At 38.6% G+C, this 18,938-nt stretch carries 18 protein-coding genes and 1 pseudogene; 5 read left to right on the forward strand and 14 right to left on the reverse strand.

Annotated features, from left to right (window positions below):
* Window positions 1–99: 99 nt before the first annotated feature.
* Window positions 100–1,527 (reverse strand): helix-turn-helix domain-containing protein, encoded by a 1,428-nt coding sequence (locus tag N8M16_RS03670; RefSeq protein ID WP_261069646.1) that lies wholly within the window; start codon window positions 1,525–1,527, stop codon window positions 100–102.
* Window positions 1,528–1,691: 164 nt separating this feature from the next.
* Between N8M16_RS03670 and hslO the strand changes: the two genes are divergently transcribed.
* From hslO to N8M16_RS03685, 3 genes are read left to right on the forward strand one after another with little or no spacing between them, the layout of a single operon-like run.
* The gene (gene hslO / locus N8M16_RS03675) at window positions 1,692–2,564 is read left to right on the forward strand and encodes an Hsp33 family molecular chaperone HslO (RefSeq protein WP_049499132.1); all 873 of its coding nucleotides are present in this window, start codon (window positions 1,692–1,694) and stop codon (window positions 2,562–2,564) included.
* On the forward strand, window positions 2,551–3,531 hold the full coding sequence (gene dusB / locus N8M16_RS03680; RefSeq protein ID WP_000183308.1) for a tRNA dihydrouridine synthase DusB: 981 nt from the start codon (window positions 2,551–2,553) through the stop codon (window positions 3,529–3,531). Before hslO ends, dusB begins: the two co-directional genes overlap by 14 nt.
* 1 nt (window position 3,532) lies before the next feature.
* Complete coding sequence (locus N8M16_RS03685) at window positions 3,533–4,078, forward strand: cysteine hydrolase family protein (protein ID WP_084928029.1); 546 nt, start codon at window positions 3,533–3,535, stop codon at window positions 4,076–4,078.
* A gap of 302 nt (window positions 4,079–4,380) precedes the next feature.
* On the opposite strand, the gene N8M16_RS03690 is transcribed toward N8M16_RS03685, so the two are convergent.
* The 7 genes from N8M16_RS03690 to N8M16_RS03720 form a co-directional block, all read right to left on the reverse strand.
* Entirely contained in the window at window positions 4,381–6,648 is a 2,268-nt protein-coding gene (locus N8M16_RS03690; RefSeq protein ID WP_024057546.1) for an ABC transporter permease, read from the reverse strand.
* Window positions 6,645–7,322, reverse strand: coding sequence for an ABC transporter ATP-binding protein (locus tag N8M16_RS03695; protein WP_000614115.1), 678 nt, complete (start codon window positions 7,320–7,322; stop codon window positions 6,645–6,647). The genes N8M16_RS03690 and N8M16_RS03695 overlap by 4 nt, the downstream gene beginning before the upstream one ends.
* A gap of 8 nt (window positions 7,323–7,330) precedes the next feature.
* Complete coding sequence (locus tag N8M16_RS03700) at window positions 7,331–8,107, reverse strand: AAA family ATPase (RefSeq protein WP_024057547.1); 777 nt, start codon at window positions 8,105–8,107, stop codon at window positions 7,331–7,333.
* Window positions 8,107–8,457 (reverse strand): AvrD family protein, encoded by a 351-nt coding sequence (locus tag N8M16_RS03705; RefSeq protein WP_261069647.1) that lies wholly within the window; start codon window positions 8,455–8,457, stop codon window positions 8,107–8,109. Before N8M16_RS03705 ends, N8M16_RS03700 begins: the two co-directional genes overlap by 1 nt.
* Entirely contained in the window at window positions 8,441–9,013 is a 573-nt protein-coding gene (locus tag N8M16_RS03710; protein WP_261069648.1) for an AvrD family protein, read from the reverse strand. The genes N8M16_RS03705 and N8M16_RS03710 overlap by 17 nt, the downstream gene beginning before the upstream one ends.
* A gap of 97 nt (window positions 9,014–9,110) precedes the next feature.
* The gene (locus N8M16_RS03715) at window positions 9,111–9,716 is read right to left on the reverse strand and encodes a response regulator transcription factor (protein ID WP_024057549.1); all 606 of its coding nucleotides are present in this window, start codon (window positions 9,714–9,716) and stop codon (window positions 9,111–9,113) included.
* Complete coding sequence (locus tag N8M16_RS03720) at window positions 9,694–11,454, reverse strand: sensor histidine kinase (RefSeq protein ID WP_024057550.1); 1,761 nt, start codon at window positions 11,452–11,454, stop codon at window positions 9,694–9,696. The genes N8M16_RS03715 and N8M16_RS03720 overlap by 23 nt, the downstream gene beginning before the upstream one ends.
* 129 nt (window positions 11,455–11,583) lie before the next feature.
* Here N8M16_RS03720 and N8M16_RS03725 point away from each other — a divergent pair.
* Window positions 11,584–11,811, forward strand: a pseudogene (locus N8M16_RS03725) (tRNA dihydrouridine synthase DusB); the annotation flags it as partial.
* Window positions 11,812–11,881: 70 nt separating this feature from the next.
* Here N8M16_RS03725 and N8M16_RS03730 read toward each other — a convergent pair.
* Window positions 11,882–12,580: a hypothetical protein gene (locus tag N8M16_RS03730; protein WP_247939257.1), complete on the reverse strand. Its 699-nt coding sequence runs from the start codon at window positions 12,578–12,580 to the stop codon at window positions 11,882–11,884.
* Window positions 12,581–12,859: 279 nt separating this feature from the next.
* Here N8M16_RS03730 and N8M16_RS03735 point away from each other — a divergent pair, with 279 nt between their 5' ends.
* Window positions 12,860–13,090, forward strand: a complete 231-nt coding sequence (locus N8M16_RS03735) for a hypothetical protein (protein WP_237447137.1) — start codon at window positions 12,860–12,862, stop codon at window positions 13,088–13,090.
* A gap of 72 nt (window positions 13,091–13,162) precedes the next feature.
* On the opposite strand, the gene N8M16_RS03740 is transcribed toward N8M16_RS03735, so the two are convergent.
* The 5 genes from N8M16_RS03740 to N8M16_RS03760 all read right to left on the reverse strand — a co-directional run bounded on the left by N8M16_RS03740 (window position 13,163) and on the right by N8M16_RS03760 (window position 18,825).
* On the reverse strand, window positions 13,163–13,936 hold the full coding sequence (locus N8M16_RS03740) for an NUDIX domain-containing protein (RefSeq protein WP_237447136.1): 774 nt from the start codon (window positions 13,934–13,936) through the stop codon (window positions 13,163–13,165).
* A gap of 1 nt (window position 13,937) precedes the next feature.
* Window positions 13,938–14,717, reverse strand: a complete 780-nt coding sequence (gene pnuC / locus N8M16_RS03745) for a nicotinamide riboside transporter PnuC (RefSeq protein WP_237447135.1) — start codon at window positions 14,715–14,717, stop codon at window positions 13,938–13,940.
* A gap of 9 nt (window positions 14,718–14,726) precedes the next feature.
* Window positions 14,727–15,785, reverse strand: a complete 1,059-nt coding sequence (locus N8M16_RS03750; protein WP_261069649.1) for an AAA family ATPase — start codon at window positions 15,783–15,785, stop codon at window positions 14,727–14,729.
* Window positions 15,786–15,932: 147 nt separating this feature from the next.
* Entirely contained in the window at window positions 15,933–18,365 is a 2,433-nt protein-coding gene (locus N8M16_RS03755) for an ATP-dependent Clp protease ATP-binding subunit (RefSeq protein WP_237447133.1), read from the reverse strand.
* 1 nt (window position 18,366) lies between these two features.
* The gene (locus N8M16_RS03760; RefSeq protein WP_140223802.1) at window positions 18,367–18,825 is read right to left on the reverse strand and encodes a CtsR family transcriptional regulator; all 459 of its coding nucleotides are present in this window, start codon (window positions 18,823–18,825) and stop codon (window positions 18,367–18,369) included.
* Window positions 18,826–18,938: the final 113 nt, after the last annotated feature.

The raw sequence follows: 18,938 nt of genomic DNA on the forward strand, positions 1-18,938 counted from the left end.
AATAAAGCGCTTTCTTATTCATCAACTTTTTTTAATTTTTTAAAAAATGTGAGTAGATTGTGTGAATTTCACAAAAAAGACCTGGAACAACCAAGCCTTTTAAGTGAATAATAACTGACGAATCGCTGCCAAATCTTCCAAATCCAAGTCGTTTTTTAAATAATAAACTGGAGTCTGTTCCTTCTTATGAATCGGGTTATTGGTAACCAGCAAATCATAATGTCGAGTTCGGTCATAGGCTTCAATGGTAATAAAACGATTGTATTCCAAATACCGTTTCAAAATGGCTGCCATCCTTGAAAAGACAAGAAAACCTGATGTCAAATCCAAACCAATCCGCATATGCTGGCCACCATTTTCAGCCATATATTCAATTAACTGGAGCCATTCCCAGAGAATTTTCTTATCCAAATCCGTCCCCTGCTGAAAGGCAGGCAAGGCATGAAAAATCTCCTCTGCCGTTCCCCTAAAATCATGTTCCATCAAAAAATAAGGATGACGATTCTCCAACTGGTACTTGTAGCGGTCCTGTAAAATATAGCCCTTATAGAGATAGACTTGAGCACAAAGCTGACTGAGTTCATAGGTAACGTGATCCTCTGTATAATCACCCAGCAACTCCTCCTTCTTCATTTCTTGAATCAATTGCGTCAGCAAATCTGCCAACTGCCCTCCAAAGCCAAGGATATACTCCATAGTATGAAGAGGAAGAATGCGATGAGATAGGAGGAAAGAGAAGAATATCATCATCTCCCCATCCTCAGTTCCTAGAGGAAGGTGTTGCCCAGCAAAAAAGGAAGGAGCCTTTCTCAGCAAACGAAGGTAGAAAATATTGTCAAAATACCCTCGCATTTTCTCTTCTATGACTTGAAACTGACAGGCATTGACACGGAGACGTTGTTGACTGATATGAGCCCAGAGAACCAAGTCCAATTTCTGACCCGAAGACAAACTTGCACCGCAGATTTCTTCTAAAGTGGCAATCTCCTGTTTTCTCTCTGATTTCTGCATGTGGCCTTCCCACTCCTGACTCGACCAAACCTTGCGGAAAAGACAGAAATAGAAATAGCGAATCTGATGCTCTGGACCTCGCCAACGTCCATTCTGGATGGATAAATCAAATTCTGACAAAATCTGATTTAAGCTAGCTAAGTGACGACCAAGCGTAGCCTCGCTAATCATCAATTCTTGAGCCAGCTGATGGGCTAAAAACTGTTGGTGGTAGAGAAGATAGACCAAAATCTGGTATTTAACAGCATTCTCCAAAAACAGGCTCCGAATATCTCTCCCCTTGGTAGCTGCACCGATCGACAGGCGCAGATTTTCATCCTCTAAGGAGATATTCAGCTCTAAGCCACTGTCCAAAGCCTTGTCATTGAGTAGGGTGACATATTTGGTTAGGGTTGCTTTTGAAAATCCTGTTTCCTCCATTACAGCCTTGACGGTCGTCTGAGACTCTTGTAATAGAAAGGAAAGGATTGAAAATTGGCCAGATTCAGCCTTTTCCATCAAATCTCCTAAATACATTTGTTACCCCTTTCATTTTCTACCTTAAGCATAGCATAAATCTTACAAATGCTGAAATAATCTGTTTCTCTTTTTATTTTCATGCTAATTTCCCAGTCCATTATCCTAAAAATCAACAAACACACGGCTCCCTCTTTGGGCATTTTTATGCTAAAATAGTAGCTATGGATAAAATTATTAAAACTATATCAGAAAGCGGAGCCTTTCGTGCTTTTGTCCTTGACAGCACAGAAACCGTCCGCACTGCTCAAGAAAAACACCAAACCCAAGCTAGCTCAACTGTAGCACTTGGTCGAACTCTTATCGCTAGCCAGATTCTCGCAGCCAATGAAAAAGGAAACACTAAACTAACAGTTAAGGTGCTGGGATCTAGCTCCCTAGGTGCTATCATCACCGTCGCTGATACCAAGGGGAACGTCAAAGGCTACGTTCAAAATCCTGGTGTTGACATCAAAAAGACTGCAACTGGTGAAGTTCTAGTTGGACCTTTTGTTGGAAATGGTCAATTCCTCGTTATCACAGACTACGGTACTGGAAATCCTTACAACTCTATGACTCCCCTTATCTCTGGAGAAATTGGTGAAGACCTTGCCTTTTACCTGACTGAAAGCCAACAAACACCTTCAGCAGTCGGTCTCAATGTCCTTTTGGACGAAGAAGACAAGGTCAAGGTTGCAGGTGGTTTCCTAGTCCAAGTCTTGCCGGGAGCCAAGGAAGAAGAGATTGCTCGCTTTGAAAAACGCATCCAAGAAATGCCAGCTATCTCGACCCTTCTCGAAAGTGAAGACCATATCGAAGCCCTCCTCAAGGCTATCTACGGGGACGAGGCCTACAAGCGTCTTTCTGAAGAAGAAATCCGTTTCCAATGTGACTGTAGCCATGAACGCTTTATGAACGCTCTTGCTAGCCTTCCAAGCTCAGACTTACAGGAAATGAAAGAGGAAGACCACGGGGCAGAAATCACTTGTCAATTCTGCCAAACAACTTACAACTTTGATGAACACGACCTGGAGGAACTCATTCGTGACAAATCTTAATACACCCTTTATGATTGGCAATGTTGAGATTCCCAATCGTACCGTTTTAGCGCCCATGGCTGGCGTGACCAACTCAGCCTTTCGTACTATTGCAAAAGAGCTCGGAGCTGGACTCGTTGTCATGGAAATGGTCTCTGACAAGGGAATCCAATACAACAACGAAAAAACCCTGCATATGCTTCATATCGATGAAGGCGAAAACCCTGTTTCTATCCAACTTTTTGGTAGTGATGAAGACAGCCTGGCACGCGCAGCAGAATTCATCCAAGAAAACACCAAAACCGATATTGTGGATATCAACATGGGCTGCCCAGTTAACAAAATCGTGAAGAACGAAGCTGGCGCTATGTGGCTCAAGGATCCAGATAAGATTTACTCTATCATCAACAAGGTTCAATCTGTCCTTGATATCCCACTTACTGTCAAAATGCGTACCGGCTGGGCTGACCCGTCTCTGGCAGTAGAAAATGCCCTCGCTGCTGAAGCTGCAGGCGTTTCTGCCCTCGCCATGCATGGCCGTACCCGTGAGCAAATGTATACAGGTCACGCAGACCTTGAGACCCTTCACAAGGTCGCTCAAGCTTTGACCAAGATTCCATTTATCGCCAACGGTGACATCCGTACAGTTCAAGAAGCCAAGCAACGCATCGAAGAAGTCGGTGCTGATGCAGTTATGATTGGCCGAGCTGCCATGGGAAATCCTTACCTCTTCAACCAAATCAACCACTACTTTGAAACAGGAGAAATTCTACCTGATTTGACCTTTGAAGACAAGATGAAAATTGCCTACGAACACTTGAAACGCTTGATTAACCTCAAAGGGGAAAATGTCGCAGTTCGTGAATTCCGTGGCCTCGCTCCTCACTACCTCCGTGGAACATCTGGCGCTGCCAAACTTCGTGGAGCTATTTCACAAGCTAGCACCCTAGCAGAGATTGAAGCTCTCTTGCAATTGGATAAGGCTTAAAATGGTTCATACTGCTCTACTTGTTATCGATATGCAAAAAGCATTTGATAACCCTATCTGGGGAGAACGGAACAACCCTCAAGCTGAACAACAAGCATTGAGGGTACTGGCATACTTTCGTAAACACGCTCTTCCAATCTTACATGTTCAACACATATCTGACAATCCCCAGTCGCAATTTCATAACAAACAAAATCAGGAGTTTAAAAGTAGATTTGAACCAGTCACCTCAGAACCTATCTTTCAAAAAACGGTTAATAGCGCCTTCATTGGAACAAATCTTGAAACATATTTACGAAAAAATCAGATTTGTCATTTAGTCGTTGTTGGTTTGACCCTGCCTCATTGTGTATCTACTACGACACGAATGGCAGCAAATCTTGATTTTAAAGTCACTTTACTAGCAGATGCCACTGCCAGTTTTACCCTATCTAACAAAAACGGTCAGGCCATCTCTCCTGAGACTATCCATGAGATTAATCTCCTTTCTCTACAAGATGAGTTTGCTCAAATTCTTACTACAGAAGAATTTTTAACCCAAGTATAAGTATAAAATAATCCGTCAACTCTTATTGAGCTGACGGATTTTGAATGCAGTAATGCAGTGAACCGAAACACAAATAGGTAAATTTAGACCTTATACTCTTCGAAAATCTCTTCAAACCACGTCAGCATCGCCTTACCGTATATAGGTTACTGACTTCGTCAGTTCTATCTACAACCTCAAAGCAGTGCTTTGAGCAGCCCACGGCTAGCTTCCTAGTTTGCTCTTTGATTTTCATTGAGTATTAGAACTGATGATTAACAATTATTCATAAATGTCTATAAATTCACTCAGAACTGACTATACTAGTCTACCCCCTTTAGAGCACTAATCATGTCAATCTTTCTCATACGAAGACTAATAAAATAAGCAGTCCCTAAAGATGTAAACCAAACCAATAACGTAGCAGAAGCAAGGACATACATACTGATATAAGCGGTATACTCAATTCGAATCGTCGAAAATGTTGCTACATATTCTTTCAAAAACCATATGCCTAAAGGAATTCCTACTAGCCAACCAATAAAGGTAGTTAGTATAGTCTCAAAAAGAGTTACCATCTGTAGATATTGATTAGAAAATCCTAATACTTGTAATGTAGCATAGTCTCTCATTCTCTCTACAAAGTTTAAAGAGCCCAGATTATAGAGAACAATAATAACAAGTAATAAGGCAAAGCCAATAATCATTAGAAATACACTCATCAAACTAGATACAAAATCATAGGCATTTTTTTCTTGGCTCCCTTTTTCAATGACAGATAGAACACCTTTGTCTTGCTTAATAGTATCTTCGTCCACCTCCGGCCCAACTAATAAAGTATGTGGAGTAAAATCTCCCCCTGATTTTTCAAAGACTCTAGCATGAAGATAAGCCCCTTGATTGGTTTCACTTGTGACAATCCCTTTTACTTCAAACTTGTAAGTATGACCATCTTGATAGGGAGTCACATTTAAAAAATCTCCGACTTTAATACCTGCTAAATGGGCAAATGATCTAGTTACATACAAACCATCATCTTTCAAAGAATCAGCACTCTCTGTTTTTGCTTGGATCATATCTCCATCATCAAATATAATCAATAAACGATTGTAGCTATCATCTGGATTAAAATGTGCTTGTGAGATTTGTACGCCTTGCCCACCATATCTGGACTTAGAAGTGGTATAATCCGCTACGGTCAGTCGTTTTGAATAAGAAAAATCTTCATTATATGCCTTATCAACAAGATGATTCATGGACACAGGCATACCAATTCCAGCAATCAGTAACATCATACTTCCTGCAACTCCCACGATTCCCATCAAAACTCGAATACGATTAAACGAGGCATCCCGAATTGCCCATCTTGAAGGATAAGAAATTCGTTGCCAGATAGAGGAAAATCTTTCTACAAAGACAGATTTAGCAACTTTTTCTTTACCTCTTAAAAATATTGCTGGTAAGCCTCTAGCTGACTCTCTAGAAGCTAAATAGGCAGCTAAAACACAAATAATAATGACTACAATACCAACGACTATTGATGAAGATGAATAAGAGATTTGCCAATTTGGAAGTGTAAACATTGACTTTTGAGTTTCTAGTACAAACCATGACATCAAGGGAGAAATAGCAAAGCCTGCAAAACTTCCTAATAAACTTACTACTAAGCCAAATAAAATATAATGTAAACTGATAGCCTGATTTGAAAAACCTAAAGCCTTTAATACAGCAATCTCTTTTGTTTGGCCATCAATCAAACGCTGAATGGTTGTAAACATAGCCAAAATAGCTAACAAAATAAAGATAAAAGAAAATAAGTAAGATAAGTTTCTAATTTGCCCAACTCGATCGGTAGCTTCTGATATTTCAGTTAAACTTTTTTGATCTTGATAAGAAATTAAATCGCCCCCAAAAATAGACTCTAAATCTCCTCGCAAATCTATCTTAGAGCCATAAATTTCTAAGGCATTATCTGACGATAAACCCAGAATTCCTTTTGCAATTTCATTATCTGCAATATAACCATAGGCATCATTGTCAGGATTTGGAGCTATATATTCCATGCTACCTGTAAAATAAATCTTATCTGTTGCCTGAACAAATCCTACAATTTCTAAATCTATCTGTTTCCCCCTTGATGAAATAGAAATTGAATCTCCAATCTGTAATTGATTCTTCTTAGCATAATTCCCATCAATCCAAATCGAATCTTGTTTTCCTTCAGAAAAAGGACTTCCTTCTGTTACTGTAACCAGTTGATTATCTGTAATCGTTTCAAGATTGATTCGTCCATCAGTCTTGTCTAAACGAACAATATTAGCAAATCCTTTCTTTTTACTGATAACTTTTTCAACAGAAGATAATAGTTCAACCTGCTTAATTTTTGATTCATCAATTTGTCTCGCTTGAACCCAAACAACAGGAAGTTCAGATTGTTTCAAATAACTCTGTAGACTCTTTTCAAGTCCATGCCAAGCTCCTTGTAGACCTACAAAGATTAATACACTTAATAGAGACATCAGAAAAACAGAGAAAAATTGTTGCCAATTTTGCCGGAGATCTCTTAATAATTTTATATGAAGATACCTCATCCCAACACCTCTTCATTATTCTCTATTTTTTCAATACTTCCATCTTTCAAATATATAACTCGATCTGCAAATTTAGCAAACTCCCTATTGTGTGTAACCATTACAACTGCAGCATTCCCATTTCTAGAAACTTCCTTCAATAAAGTTAAAATACTATCGCCTGTCTTTGAATCTAACGCTCCTGTAGGTTCATCACACAATAATAGACTAGGCTCTTTAGCCAATGCCCTTGCAATTGATACACGTTGCATTTCACCTCCAGAAAGCTGATTAGGAAAATTATTTTTTCTATGAAGTAAACCAACTTGATCTAAATACATATCAATTTCTTTATTGTTTTTCACTAAATTTGCTGCAATACCTACATTCTCCTTGGCTGTTAAACTTGGAACTAAGTTATAAAATTGAAAAACAAAACCAATTTTATCTTTTCGATAAGCAGATAATTCCTTGTCTGTAAATTTTGTTACTAGTTCCTCATCAAATATAAAGGTTCCCGATGTCGCACGATCCATCCCACCAAGTAAATTTAGTAACGTACTTTTCCCTGAACCTGATGGACCTAAAATAACTGTAAATTTCCCTTTCTCAATGGAAAAACTAACTTGATCTAAAGCACGAACTTCTTGCTCCCCCACCTTATAAATCTTACTAATATTTTGAAACTGAATCATATATACTCCTAATATCTTGTCATAAATTTTATTTTTTCCTTTAATGTAGGCTCTTCATACTGCTCTATGATACGTTTAGATACTGCTTCCCTGTTTTCTCGTATAACCTTTTCAGCTAAGGAAATAGCCTCATCTACTGGAACAACTATTGGCAACTTATAATGTTGAATGATCTGATTTAACCGTTCTTTCTGACTACCTTTTACACAATAAGGTGTTAGACCCAAATTCCTATAAGCTTCATATAATTCCTCATCTGATAAATTTCGATACTCTTCAGATACTGGTCTATGCCCATCTGGATCCATTGCAAACTCTACTGGTAGATGGACAACATCTGTATACCACAATTTCGCATGATTCTTAGAGACAACCCCATAGGCAGTCAAATATTTTTTGAAAAATCGTCGACCTGGAATACCTAAAATAGATTTCATCAATCGATGAATGAATGCTGATCCTGGGTTAATTCCTACCCTCATTCGAACAGTCCCGTAAATCCATTCATTCAATACTGAACCATCTGATAGAAAACTTCCATGTTCCTTGTATAAAATTCCTTCCGTACGAATTCTCTCTTCAAAACGCTTTAGCCCCAGTGCCATTAATTCAGTTGATGACATATCCTGAAATCTTCTGCCAGGATATAAATCTGTCAAAATTTCCCTCGCAGATAAAGCGTCAATTAAGGGAAGGCCCGTTGCAATCGAAAGAGCTGTCGCAGTTGTTGTCTTACCTGTAGAATAAGTTCCTGATATGACTAACCTTAATTCTCTATTTCCCATCACTGTCCCCCTCCATCAGGTAATTTTTGAGCTATTTTACTTTTAAAGACTACCTTATGATCTATATCATATCCGGACATTTCGTAGACTTTCCAATGCTCTTCTCTAATTTTTAATAATCTATTTTTTGAAACACTACCACTAAGCTCTACTACTCCGTTCAAAATTGGTGAATTCAAGTCTGCACTCACTTGCTTCATCCACATGGTATTGCTCTCCTCCCGCGATATCTCTTCTATATGGTAGGCTAACATCTCTGCCATTTGAGAAAAAATAATCAGAAGTTCTAACAAACTATAATAATTCTTTTCTAGACTACCTACACCACTATATTCAATATCTTTGATCAATATCTTTGATCAATACTTGCTCTGCCTTACAAGATATACTACTATCTGAAAACTCAACATCGTATATATCATGTTGTCTATCTCTCAAATGAGTTGATAAAAAATCTCTACCTTGTTCTCCTATAGCAGCTACATTTTCCATACATTCTAATAATTGATATCCTAAACAAACTTTCATATCCATTACCAAGCAATCAAATTCAATTACTTGATTCGTCATTTTGAAATTTTGTAATTCTAATTTTAAATTTACCAATTCTTCTATAGCTTTTATCCCTGACTTTATCTCAAAATGGCTTAACCTATACTGATTTAAGCTCACTCCCATTCTTTTCAGTATTTCACTTCCAAATAAATGAGCTAATACTATTCCATCTAATGTACTCAGGTGCTGCTGTATAATTTCAGATTGTTTACTAGACCACAAACCTTCTTGATGAAGAGAACCAACTCCTTCTAAAATATTTTTCAACTTAACTAAATAAGTCGTTCTCTTATGTCCTCTACCAAAATAGCGATTTCTATTATCTCCAAGTAAATAATCTACTGTTAGCATATCCTTCTCCAATCTGTTAAACTGACTCTATATTAAACAAAAAAAGACAAGAAAGAATCCGTAATTTACGAAAACCTTCTTGCCTTTTTAGTATAAATTATAAAGATACTAGATTTAATCGAATAGCCTCACGTACAGCTCCAACTCTACTCGTCACTCCCAACTTTGAACAAATATTGGAAACATGGGTATCCACCGTTCTCCTGCTGACAAATAAACTATTTGCTATCTTTTCATTAGAATATTCTTTTACAATAAGTTCCAATACACTTAACTCCGTATCTGTCAATAGATTATTTTCTTGCTTTTCTATCAAACCATCTGGGATAATATGATTGCCCTTATAAACAGCATAAATTGCACTTTTAACATCCAAATAAGAACTTTCTTTGGGTAAAAAAGCTTGAATCCCAAAGTCCATCGCTCTCTTATGTAACAAAGTGTCATAAAACCCTGACAAAAGAACTATCTTGGGAACTGTATTCAGAAATCTATTTATTTGACTAATAACATCAAATGCCGTTACTCCTTTCAGCATAAAATCCATAACTAGCACATCTACCTTTTCATGCTTGAGACAAAGAAGTAAATCTGCTACTTCTGTATAGGAACCAACGATTTTAAAATCATCTTCCTTTAAAAAATAGTTCTCCAATCCTTGTAATACTAAACTGTGATCATCAATCAAAACCAAACGAATCATTTTTCTTCCCTTCTATAGGTATTCGTATCTTCACACTTGTAGGTTCTATATTTATCTGAACAGTTCCCCCCAATAAATGAACCTTCTCTACAATTCTATTTAAACCAAAATGATGTTCATTAGACTGATAGTTTCCCTTAAAAATACCATCATCTATAACTACAATTGATAAAATCTTTTCTTTTGTAGATAAATCTACAGTAATTTCTCTAGCATTCCCATGAAGAATACTATTATTTACTAATTCTTTAACTGTCCTTAATACAAACGTGCCTACTTTATCATTAACTTTTTCTTCATCTATTGAAAAAGTTGTCATAATCGAAACAGTTTCCATCTTCATGAATTGGTTTAATATGCTAGTAATAGATTCTTTCAGCCCTAATTCATGCACCATTAAAGGATAGATATTGGAACATAAATCTCTTAATTCAAAGACAATATCATCCAACATCTCTAATAAAGCTATCCTATTAATTTGTTCACTAATTTCTAACTGCTTTTTATAATAAATAACCTTCTGAATTGTAGTATCATGTATAAACGTTGCAATTTCTTCCCTCTCCAATTCAGTAGCTACAAAAGTATGAAAACTACTAAAGATTCCCTCCATCTTATGGCTAATCAACATCATTTTCCTTATTTCAGGTAACAAAGCTAGCGAAAAAAGAAAAGTGTAAAGAACGAAAAAAATTGGAGAAAATTCTCTTAATAACAGACTAAAAAGAATAATTAGACTAGTAAAAAAAACGGCAAATATCAAGTTATATATGAACGGGTTCCACTTCCAAGCAACATATATCATTCGCTCTAGTATCAAGTTATTTACAATAGAGAACAAAATAAGCAACAATAGAGGAATACTATAAATAAACGAAACTTCCTTACCAATCGGAAAAATATATCCAAAAAATAGAGGAAATAAGGCAAGAACTGCTAAAAATAAGGTATGAATTGGCAACATTTCTCTTATCTGAGAGTAATTTATAAGCATCTTTAAAAGTAGGATAACTAAAAAGAAAAATACTAAATAAAATACCCCCCTAGAAAAAAAGATGGTCAAAAAATCAATGGGCTGTATAAGATTATAAACAAACAAAAGTTGAGTGATGAGTGAATAGCCCAGTATAATACGAGAAAAGTTAGAAATGGTTGAACCTTTTATCTTCAGGACTAACACTCTAATGAAAATATCCATGAATAATGGAAATAAAGTCAAGTATGAAATTAATAGACTACGACCAAATACATCTCCTATACTTGATGGAATAATCGATAATAACATCAGACTAGTATAAATAATAAAATAAAAATATCGTTTTCCAGTTTTTCCTCTACTTCTACCTTTTATGTATAAGCAAAATAACAGTAGAATCAGAAAAGCAATGATGGATAAAACAAGAAAGATAATTTGGCTTGATTTCCCAGATTCTATTATTAAATTCTTTGAAATTCCTCTATCTAACACTGTCACAGAATGAAGCGGTTCAACAATTAAAAATCGAGATAATAAGAAATTACTATCTGGACTCTGACCGTCTATTTGTATAATTGATGACCCTATTATCTCTTGATGATTTGCAAAGCTTCCCAGATTATGGACTTGTCTAACTATCCACTCATTATCATGTTTATCTACGGTGATTCCACTGTACGTTCGGTTAAATATTGAAAATGAAAAATAAAAAAAGAAAATAAATAACAAAACAAAATAAAATCGAAACATTTTTGACTTCATTGTTTGTAACACTCCACATTTCACTTGATATTGATGTTTATTCTACCATTTTTTCATTCAATAAAACAGGTTTTATAGTTAAATTTATTCTTTTTTCTTTCGAGATATAACTGATACAATCTTCTAGTAGGTAAAATCCTACCTAATTTGACTTTTGAAGATAAGATGAAAATCGCCTACGAACATTTGAAACGCTTGATTAACCTCAAAGGAGAAAATGTAGCAGTTCGTGAATTCCGTGACCTCGCTCCTCACTATCTTCGTGGAACATCTGGTGCAGCTAAACTCCGTGGAGCCATTTCACAAGCTAGCACCCTAGCAGAGATTGAAGCCCTCTGGCAACTGGATAAGGCTTAATAGTTTAAAACCCGTAACTCTCTTAAAGGTTACGGGTTTTTGACTGTAAAAATTCAAATAATGAGGGCTATTATTGACTCAAAGCAACACTAGAAACCTTACCATCCGCTCCTGTTGTAATTTGGATGACTTTTCCTCCACCAATTTTGGCATTATACTTACCATCATCAAGAGTATAAGAATAGCCTTTGATAGAGTAATTTTCTTTCTTTCCATCAGAAGATTCTACTGTAAATTGACCACCTGATGAAACTGTGATAGTTTCGCCATTTGCTCCCTTCCAATTGCCCGCTGCAGCTGAAAAATCACCATCTACCATGGTTAAAACACCCTTGTAGCGTTTATTTTGCTCTGCTTGTTTGTCTTGAAGTTTGCGGTCAGTTGTAGGATCATAGCTTGATTGGTTAGACTGGGCTTGAGGAGCTTGTTGAGTTGAAGGAGTCTGAGCAGAAGTTTGTTGACTAGCCGCCTGTTGATTAGACACTTCTTGACCCTGTCTTTGCTCTGGTGCAGGTGCCGCTTGTGATGGCGTTGCAGTTGCTGAAGATTGATCAGTAGATGCCTTAGCCTTTTCAGATGAAGCTGAACTTGAGGACTTCTGAGTCTTGCTTTCTTTGCTAGCAGAAGCTGCTTTAGAGCTTGATGATTGGCTTGTCTTAGCAGAACTGCTTGCTTGAGTTGTTTCCTTTTTATTTCCACAAGCTCCCAGTAGCAAGGTAGAAGCTAATACAGTCGCTGCCATCAATTTGATATAGGTTTTCTTTTTCATTTTTCTACTCCTTTGTAATATTTTAGAAATATAAAGAAATGTTTTTGTAATATAATTGTAACATTGTGATTTAAATATGTCAACAATTTATCTAAACTATTTTAAAAATCTTAAATACTTTAGACACATTTACTCCTCCTACTCTTCTATTCGTAATCTAATAGAAAAAACAAGAGATTTTCCTATTAAAAATTTAAATTTGTTTTTGTGTAATCGCTTGCATTTTTAAGTGCGAAGAAATATAATAACATTGAAATAGAATATAGGAGGTGCATTCTTATGCTAAATAAGTATTTCAAGTATCTTCCTTGGTTGATTTTAGGAGTTATTGGCTCTTATCAGTCAGCCACTTACTATTCGCGAACTGCATTTGATGTCTTCTATCTGACTACAGTCTTTATGATTGTTTATATCGCTTTGTTATTTTTACATGAGAACTATCTTAAGTATCGATACAAAGACTTCTTTACTCACATGTTGAGCAATCCTAAGAAAGATAGGCACACCTAAAAGCAATCGCAACAATAAAACCATCTCATGACAGTAAACAAAGAGGTCGGGAACTTGTCCCGGCCTCGCTTTTTATTTCAATCGATAGGTTTTTCTTGGTTTCTTTTTAGGTACTCGTTTGAGTCCAACTTCTTCTACATATTCTCCATATTTTACGAGAAAGTTATTACTGACGATTGGACGACCGGGGTTGATAAGATTGACCAGTTCAGTCCCTTCGTAGACAGTGAACTCCTCCTCCAGCAGATAGAGGAAGGTCGGGTTCCAGTCGAGGCGCCCTTGGATTCGTTTGATGGATTCTTGGATAATAGCATAATGGTCAAAAGCGAAGGCATGCTCTTCCAACTCCACTCCCTCTAGGTAGCATTTTCCTGTCTGAAAATCGACATCTACGAAAACAACATCCTTGGCATCGTCTCCTGCTTGAACAAGTTCTAATGCTCGACTAGGCAGATAAACCAAGTGGGCAATGGTCACCGTCCAGCCACGTGGATCACGACCGGGAGTTGATACAGTCATCAATTGCTCGATTTTTTCTAAAGGAAGATCGAGGTTGACCTCTTCTCTCACCTCACGCTGACAGGCATGTGCAGCATCTTCTCCCTTATCCATAAACCCTCCAACTAAGGCCAAACAGTTTTGATATGGATGAGCCTTGCGACGGATTAGTAAGAGCTTGATCTTTCCTTCGACAAAGCAGTAGGCTACCATATCTACCGTCACACTTGGCTTTTCATATTGAGGGAGTTCTTGCTTGTAGTACCAATCTAAAAATTCCTCCTGACTTGCATGAATTTCAAAATATTCTCTTTCTGTCATCCCAGCTGGAATCATCGTGTCCGTCATTTTATGCCTCCTTACGAACTGCCTTGGTCCATTGGTACCAACCTACTAGACTATTGAGTGTGTAAACCCAGTACATCCCTTGGATGTGGATATTTTCACCCCACCAGAGGTAGATACTAAAGAGATTGGTTGCAATCCAGAAAATCCATTGCTCACGATAGAGACGGGTCATCAAGAGCTGACCGACACCATTGGTCGCATCGGTAACACTATCACGGAAAGGGCGAGCACTATGGATACTTTGGTAAGCTAAGCCCATACCAATCCAAATGATAGCAGTCAAGGCCAAGTATTTGAGCCAATCAAAAACAGATAATTTCTTAGCTTCAAAGTGGGATTCTTCTGGTTTTCCTTGGTCGTTGATACGATTGGACAACCAAGCATAGAGACCAATCGGTTGCATGACAAAGAAGTAAACAGTCGTCAAAACTTCGCCATAAAAAGTCGCATTCATAGCCAAAATCAGATAGATAGCAGAGTTAATGGCCCCAAAGAGATAATTGCTTGCACGACCTTCTGCTACCAAGATGACACAGACAATCCCAGTCCAAGATGCAAACAAGCTTAACCAATCGTGACTATCTGTATTTTGAGTGAATTCCAAGATCAAGGGAACACTTGACAAGGCGATGAGATACAACCACTGTAAGAGGCTACGGCCGACAAAGAGATCTTTCCAGAGCAAGTGCATGATTCCTGCAAAACCAATCTTGCGGGCTTCTGCATGGACATTTTTAAAGTTTTCGATAAATTGTGTGATTTTTTCAGTTAGTTTTTTCATATTTTTCTCCTAATCTGCTTGGTAAATGGCATCAATAGCCACTTTTGCTGCTTCATAATTTCCTAGGTAATCCTCAGCTAGATAAACTAGTGGAATGTTTGATAAGTAGTGCTCCCTCATCTGATCCAAATGCTGGGAAAAACTGTGACGAATATGGTCTTCTGCCATGGTCATATCTCTAAAGCCGTCATTGACATAGGAGCCGACAGGTTGCACAAAGAGAATCAAGTCCCATTTCTCCTTAGCCAAAATCGAGGCAAAGAGATTATCAAAAGTCTCTCCTGATAAATCCCCTTGGTCCTCAGTCTCCATGTAATAGTCATAGTAGCCCTTGGTTACTAAGGAGTTGGTGTCTGCTATCACCAGTCCCCTATTGGCATTGCTATCGATTAACTTAGAGGTCTGATCATACTGCCCCAACAGGAGATAATAGTAATCTTTTGGAGTCAGTTCATCGTCGCGGACATTATTTTTGATCTGGTACTCACGTGCGTATTCCAGACTGACGGGTGCATCGTAATACCTTGCCAAATCCTTGGCTAAAGTGGTCTTCCCATTGCTAGCACTTCCCATAATCAACACTTTCTTTGTAAACTGACGTCGAAAGGGTTGAGCAATATATTTCCAATATTTGCTTGGATTTTCTCGAATCATAGTCGCTGAAATTCCAAACTTTCTTTCTTGTAAGACAGTCTCAAAACCACGATTAGACAATTCTTGCTGGTAGTCACGTTCTCCCACAAAGAAGATCAGTTCTTGCTGGGTTTCATCATAAGAAATATCCGCTAACATTTGGTCCAACCACTCCTGCCAACCCATAGGGTAACGAGGAAGCTTGGTCTCATCTAACTTGCAGACAGAGGTCAACTCGTCATCACGAAAAGCCTCTCTGATATAGCGAAATCTTTTTTGAAGCGTTAAGCCTACCTGCTCCCCTCGGTCTCCCTCATATCCTGAAACAACCACCCAGACCTGATCACACTGCCGCTTCGCTCGCTGGATCAGATCAATATGACCTTGATGAAGCGGAGCAAAGGTCCCAAATACCACTGCTGTTTTCTTTTTCATAAACGCATTACCTTTTTATATTTTTTGATATTTTTGTTATCTACGTTTTTATTATAAACTATATTTTTGTTTTGTCAATAGTTTTTTATTATTTTTTATAAAAAACTAGAAAAAAAGAGAATCAAGATTGCTCCTGATTCTCCATTTTTATGCAATATCAAATTTTAATTGGCCTGCTTTGACACCAATCTTAAGTGTGCTGCCTGCCTCTAATTCTCCCTTGAGAAGAAGTTCTGCCAACTTGTCTTCCACTTCTGTTTGTAGGGTTCTTCGAAGTGGACGAGCTCCCATCTCTGGATCATATCCTTGATTTGCCAATAATTTCAGTGCGGAAGCTTGTAATTTCAAGTCGATGCCTTTTTCAGCCAAACTTGCCACTAAAGGTTTGACCATAATCTTCACTACTTCCTGCATATGATCGCTAGATAGGCTATGGAAGACCACCTTTTCATCAATACGGTTGATAAACTCAGGTCTATAAGCTTTTTTCAACTCTTCAAACATGCGTTTTTCCATATTCTCCTGGTCAAAACGAATATCCTTCGCCCCAAAACCAACTGTCTTGTCATCACGGAGGGCAGTTGCACCAAGGTTTGACGTCATGATGATAATGGTATTTGAGAAGTCTACCTTGCGTCCCTTGCTATCTGTCAATACACCATCATCCAAGACCTGCAAGAGAACATTAAAAATGTCTGGATGGGCCTTCTCTACCTCGTCAAAGAGGAGAACGGAATATGGTTTGTTGCGAACTTTCTCGGTCAACTCCCCACCTTCTTCATAACCTACATAGCCCGGAGGAGCTCCATTGAGACGGCTGGCTGCGAATTTCTCCATATACTCACTCATATCAAAGCGGATAAGGGCTGATTCGTCATCAAAAAGAACTTCTGCCAGAGCCTTGGCCAATTCGGTCTTCCCGACACCTGTAGGTCCTAGGAACATAAAGGAACCAATCGGACGCTTGTGACTGCGAATCCCTGACTGGTTGCGGCGAATGGCACGGCTAATGCTTGAAACTGCTTGATCTTGCCCGATGACACGTTTGTGCAATTCAGCTTCCAAATTCAAGTATTTCTTAGCATCTGTTTGCGTCAGTTTTTGGACTGGGATACCTGACAAACGACTCAAGGTAGTCAAAATATCAGACTCTGTCACCAAATCTTTATAGACAGGCACTTCCTCTTCTTTTGCAATTAACTGAGCTGCTTGTTTCCACTTGCCATCCATCAAGGCCTTGTCAGCTGGACTCAAGCCAGAATCGTCTGCTTTTACATGTTTCGCCTTATTTTGCACTGTTGCTGCTGCCTCATCCAAGAGATCGATAGCAGAGTCTGGCAAGTGACGGCTCGTCAAGTAACGATGGGCCATCTTGACAGCTGTTTCAACCGCTTCATCTGTGATTTGCACACGGTGATGCTTCTCATAAGTCGCCTTCAAGCCTTGTAAAATGGTCATGCTGTCTGCCACACTTGGTTCTTCAATCGTCACTTTAGCGAAACGACGAGAAAGGGCCGCATCTTTTTCGATGTGTTTTTGGTATTCTTCCTGAGTGGTCGCACCAACCGTTCTCAAAGTTCCACGCGCCAAGGCTGGCTTCAAGATATTGGCCGCATCCAGAGTCGAATCAATCCCGCTCCCAGAACCCATGATGGTATGAAGTTCATCGATAAAGAGAATGACTTGACCATCTTCTTCAATATCCTTGATGATATTGTTCATGCGTTCTTCAAAGTCACCACGGAAGCGTGTCCCTGCCACGACATTCATCAAATCAAGTTCTAACACGCGCATCTTAGCCATTTCCGCTGGCACGTCACCACTAGCAATACGCTGAGCGAGCCCAAGTGCCAAGGCTGTTTTTCCGACACCAGCATCTCCAACCAAGACAGGATTATTCTTAGTTTTACGGCTCAAGATTTGAATCATACGCGAGATTTCCTTATCCCGACCGATGACTGGTTCTAACTTGCCAGAACGCGCTTGCTCTGTCAAATCATGCGTATAGTCCTCGAGACCACCACTAGGATTCTGGGGCATGCCCATCATATTAGCCATAGAATTTTGCTTATCAGCTACTGTACGATGGCGTTGGCGTAAAGCCTTGAGGTCTTCACGAGTCCAACCTGCACGTTCTTCTAAATTGCGACGTAGGGCAGCAATCTTGACCTGATCTTTCTTGTCTTCATAAGAAAAACCAGCCCTCTCCAAGATACGAGTTGCCAAGGCATTTCCATCATGCAAAATCGCATAAAGGACATGCTCTGTCCCTAGCACCTTAGCATGGACCACTGACGCTACATACTCTGCTTCATCAAAAAGGACCTGCAAACGATGGGAGAACGGCAATTCCGTAAAGGTTTCATCCTGGCTATAGTCCGTTTCAGTCAATTCCAAAGCGACCTCTTCTAAACGGTCCATCTCATATGGATAATCATTTAAAGTCGCCCCTGCCACACTATAACTGTGATTGGACATGGCAATCAACAAGTGCCAAGACTCTAGATAACGAGCTCCAAAATGGCCAGCAACCATGTAGGCACTTTCGATACATTCATTCAATGCTTTTGAATAGTTCATCTTACTTCCCTTTTCTATCTACCTCTTGTATGACCTGTCGTAGCATGTTAGCTCGAACAACTGGAGCTTCTTCTCCTAGAACGCGATCCAAAGCTACTGCCATCAACAAATTCATCTCCTGCTTAGTCATCAATTCCTGCTCAACCAAAAGCTGCAGAATATCCTCATAAATTTCTTGACTAACTCGCTCACCAATCGAGTAAAGCAGTTCTCGGAGCATTTCATGATGACTAGAAAACTCAATCCGCCCTATACGAATATAGCCTCCACCACCACGCTTACTTTCAACCAAGTAGCCTCTACTTTCCGTAAAGCGTGTCTTAATCACATAGTTAATTTGACTAGGAACAACCTGAAAAGTATCTGCCAACTGACTCCGTTGCAACTCCACAATTCCAGATTGATCTAAAATCGCCTTGATGTAGGCCTCAATATGATCCGATGTATTTTTAAATCTCATTACAAACCCACCTCTCTCTTTAAACCTTGACTATCTTTGACTATTATACCGAAATTTTCTCATTTTTAAAAGAAAAAGGGCGCTGGTAAAGGATAATCTTCACCAACTCCCTA

This window comes from Streptococcus mitis (assembly GCF_946188375.1).
Taxonomy (GTDB): Bacteria; Bacillota; Bacilli; order Lactobacillales; family Streptococcaceae; genus Streptococcus; species Streptococcus mitis_CX.

Excerpts from the sequence above, each read along its gene's own strand:
- N8M16_RS03670 (WP_261069646.1), bottom strand. The coding sequence starts at position 1,527 with ATGTATTTAGGAGATTTGATGGAAAAGGCTGAATCTGGCCAATTTTCA.
- hslO (WP_049499132.1), top strand. The coding sequence starts at position 1,692 with ATGGATAAAATTATTAAAACTATATCAGAAAGCGGAGCCTTTCGTGCT.
- N8M16_RS03685 (WP_084928029.1), top strand. The coding sequence starts at position 3,533 with ATGGTTCATACTGCTCTACTTGTTATCGATATGCAAAAAGCATTTGAT.
- N8M16_RS03690 (WP_024057546.1), bottom strand. The coding sequence starts at position 6,648 with ATGAGGTATCTTCATATAAAATTATTAAGAGATCTCCGGCAAAATTGG.
- N8M16_RS03695 (WP_000614115.1), bottom strand. The coding sequence starts at position 7,322 with ATGATTCAGTTTCAAAATATTAGTAAGATTTATAAGGTGGGGGAGCAA.
- N8M16_RS03700 (WP_024057547.1), bottom strand. The coding sequence starts at position 8,107 with ATGGGAAATAGAGAATTAAGGTTAGTCATATCAGGAACTTATTCTACA.
- N8M16_RS03710 (WP_261069648.1), bottom strand. The coding sequence starts at position 9,013 with ATGCTAACAGTAGATTATTTACTTGGAGATAATAGAAATCGCTATTTT.
- N8M16_RS03715 (WP_024057549.1), bottom strand. The coding sequence starts at position 9,716 with ATGATTCGTTTGGTTTTGATTGATGATCACAGTTTAGTATTACAAGGA.
- N8M16_RS03720 (WP_024057550.1), bottom strand. The coding sequence starts at position 11,454 with ATGAAGTCAAAAATGTTTCGATTTTATTTTGTTTTGTTATTTATTTTC.
- N8M16_RS03730 (WP_247939257.1), bottom strand. The coding sequence starts at position 12,580 with ATGAAAAAGAAAACCTATATCAAATTGATGGCAGCGACTGTATTAGCT.
- N8M16_RS03735 (WP_237447137.1), top strand. The coding sequence starts at position 12,860 with ATGCTAAATAAGTATTTCAAGTATCTTCCTTGGTTGATTTTAGGAGTT.
- N8M16_RS03740 (WP_237447136.1), bottom strand. The coding sequence starts at position 13,936 with ATGACGGACACGATGATTCCAGCTGGGATGACAGAAAGAGAATATTTT.
- pnuC (WP_237447135.1), bottom strand. The coding sequence starts at position 14,717 with ATGAAAAAACTAACTGAAAAAATCACACAATTTATCGAAAACTTTAAA.
- N8M16_RS03750 (WP_261069649.1), bottom strand. The coding sequence starts at position 15,785 with ATGAAAAAGAAAACAGCAGTGGTATTTGGGACCTTTGCTCCGCTTCAT.
- N8M16_RS03755 (WP_237447133.1), bottom strand. The coding sequence starts at position 18,365 with ATGAACTATTCAAAAGCATTGAATGAATGTATCGAAAGTGCCTACATG.
- N8M16_RS03760 (WP_140223802.1), bottom strand. The coding sequence starts at position 18,825 with ATGAGATTTAAAAATACATCGGATCATATTGAGGCCTACATCAAGGCG.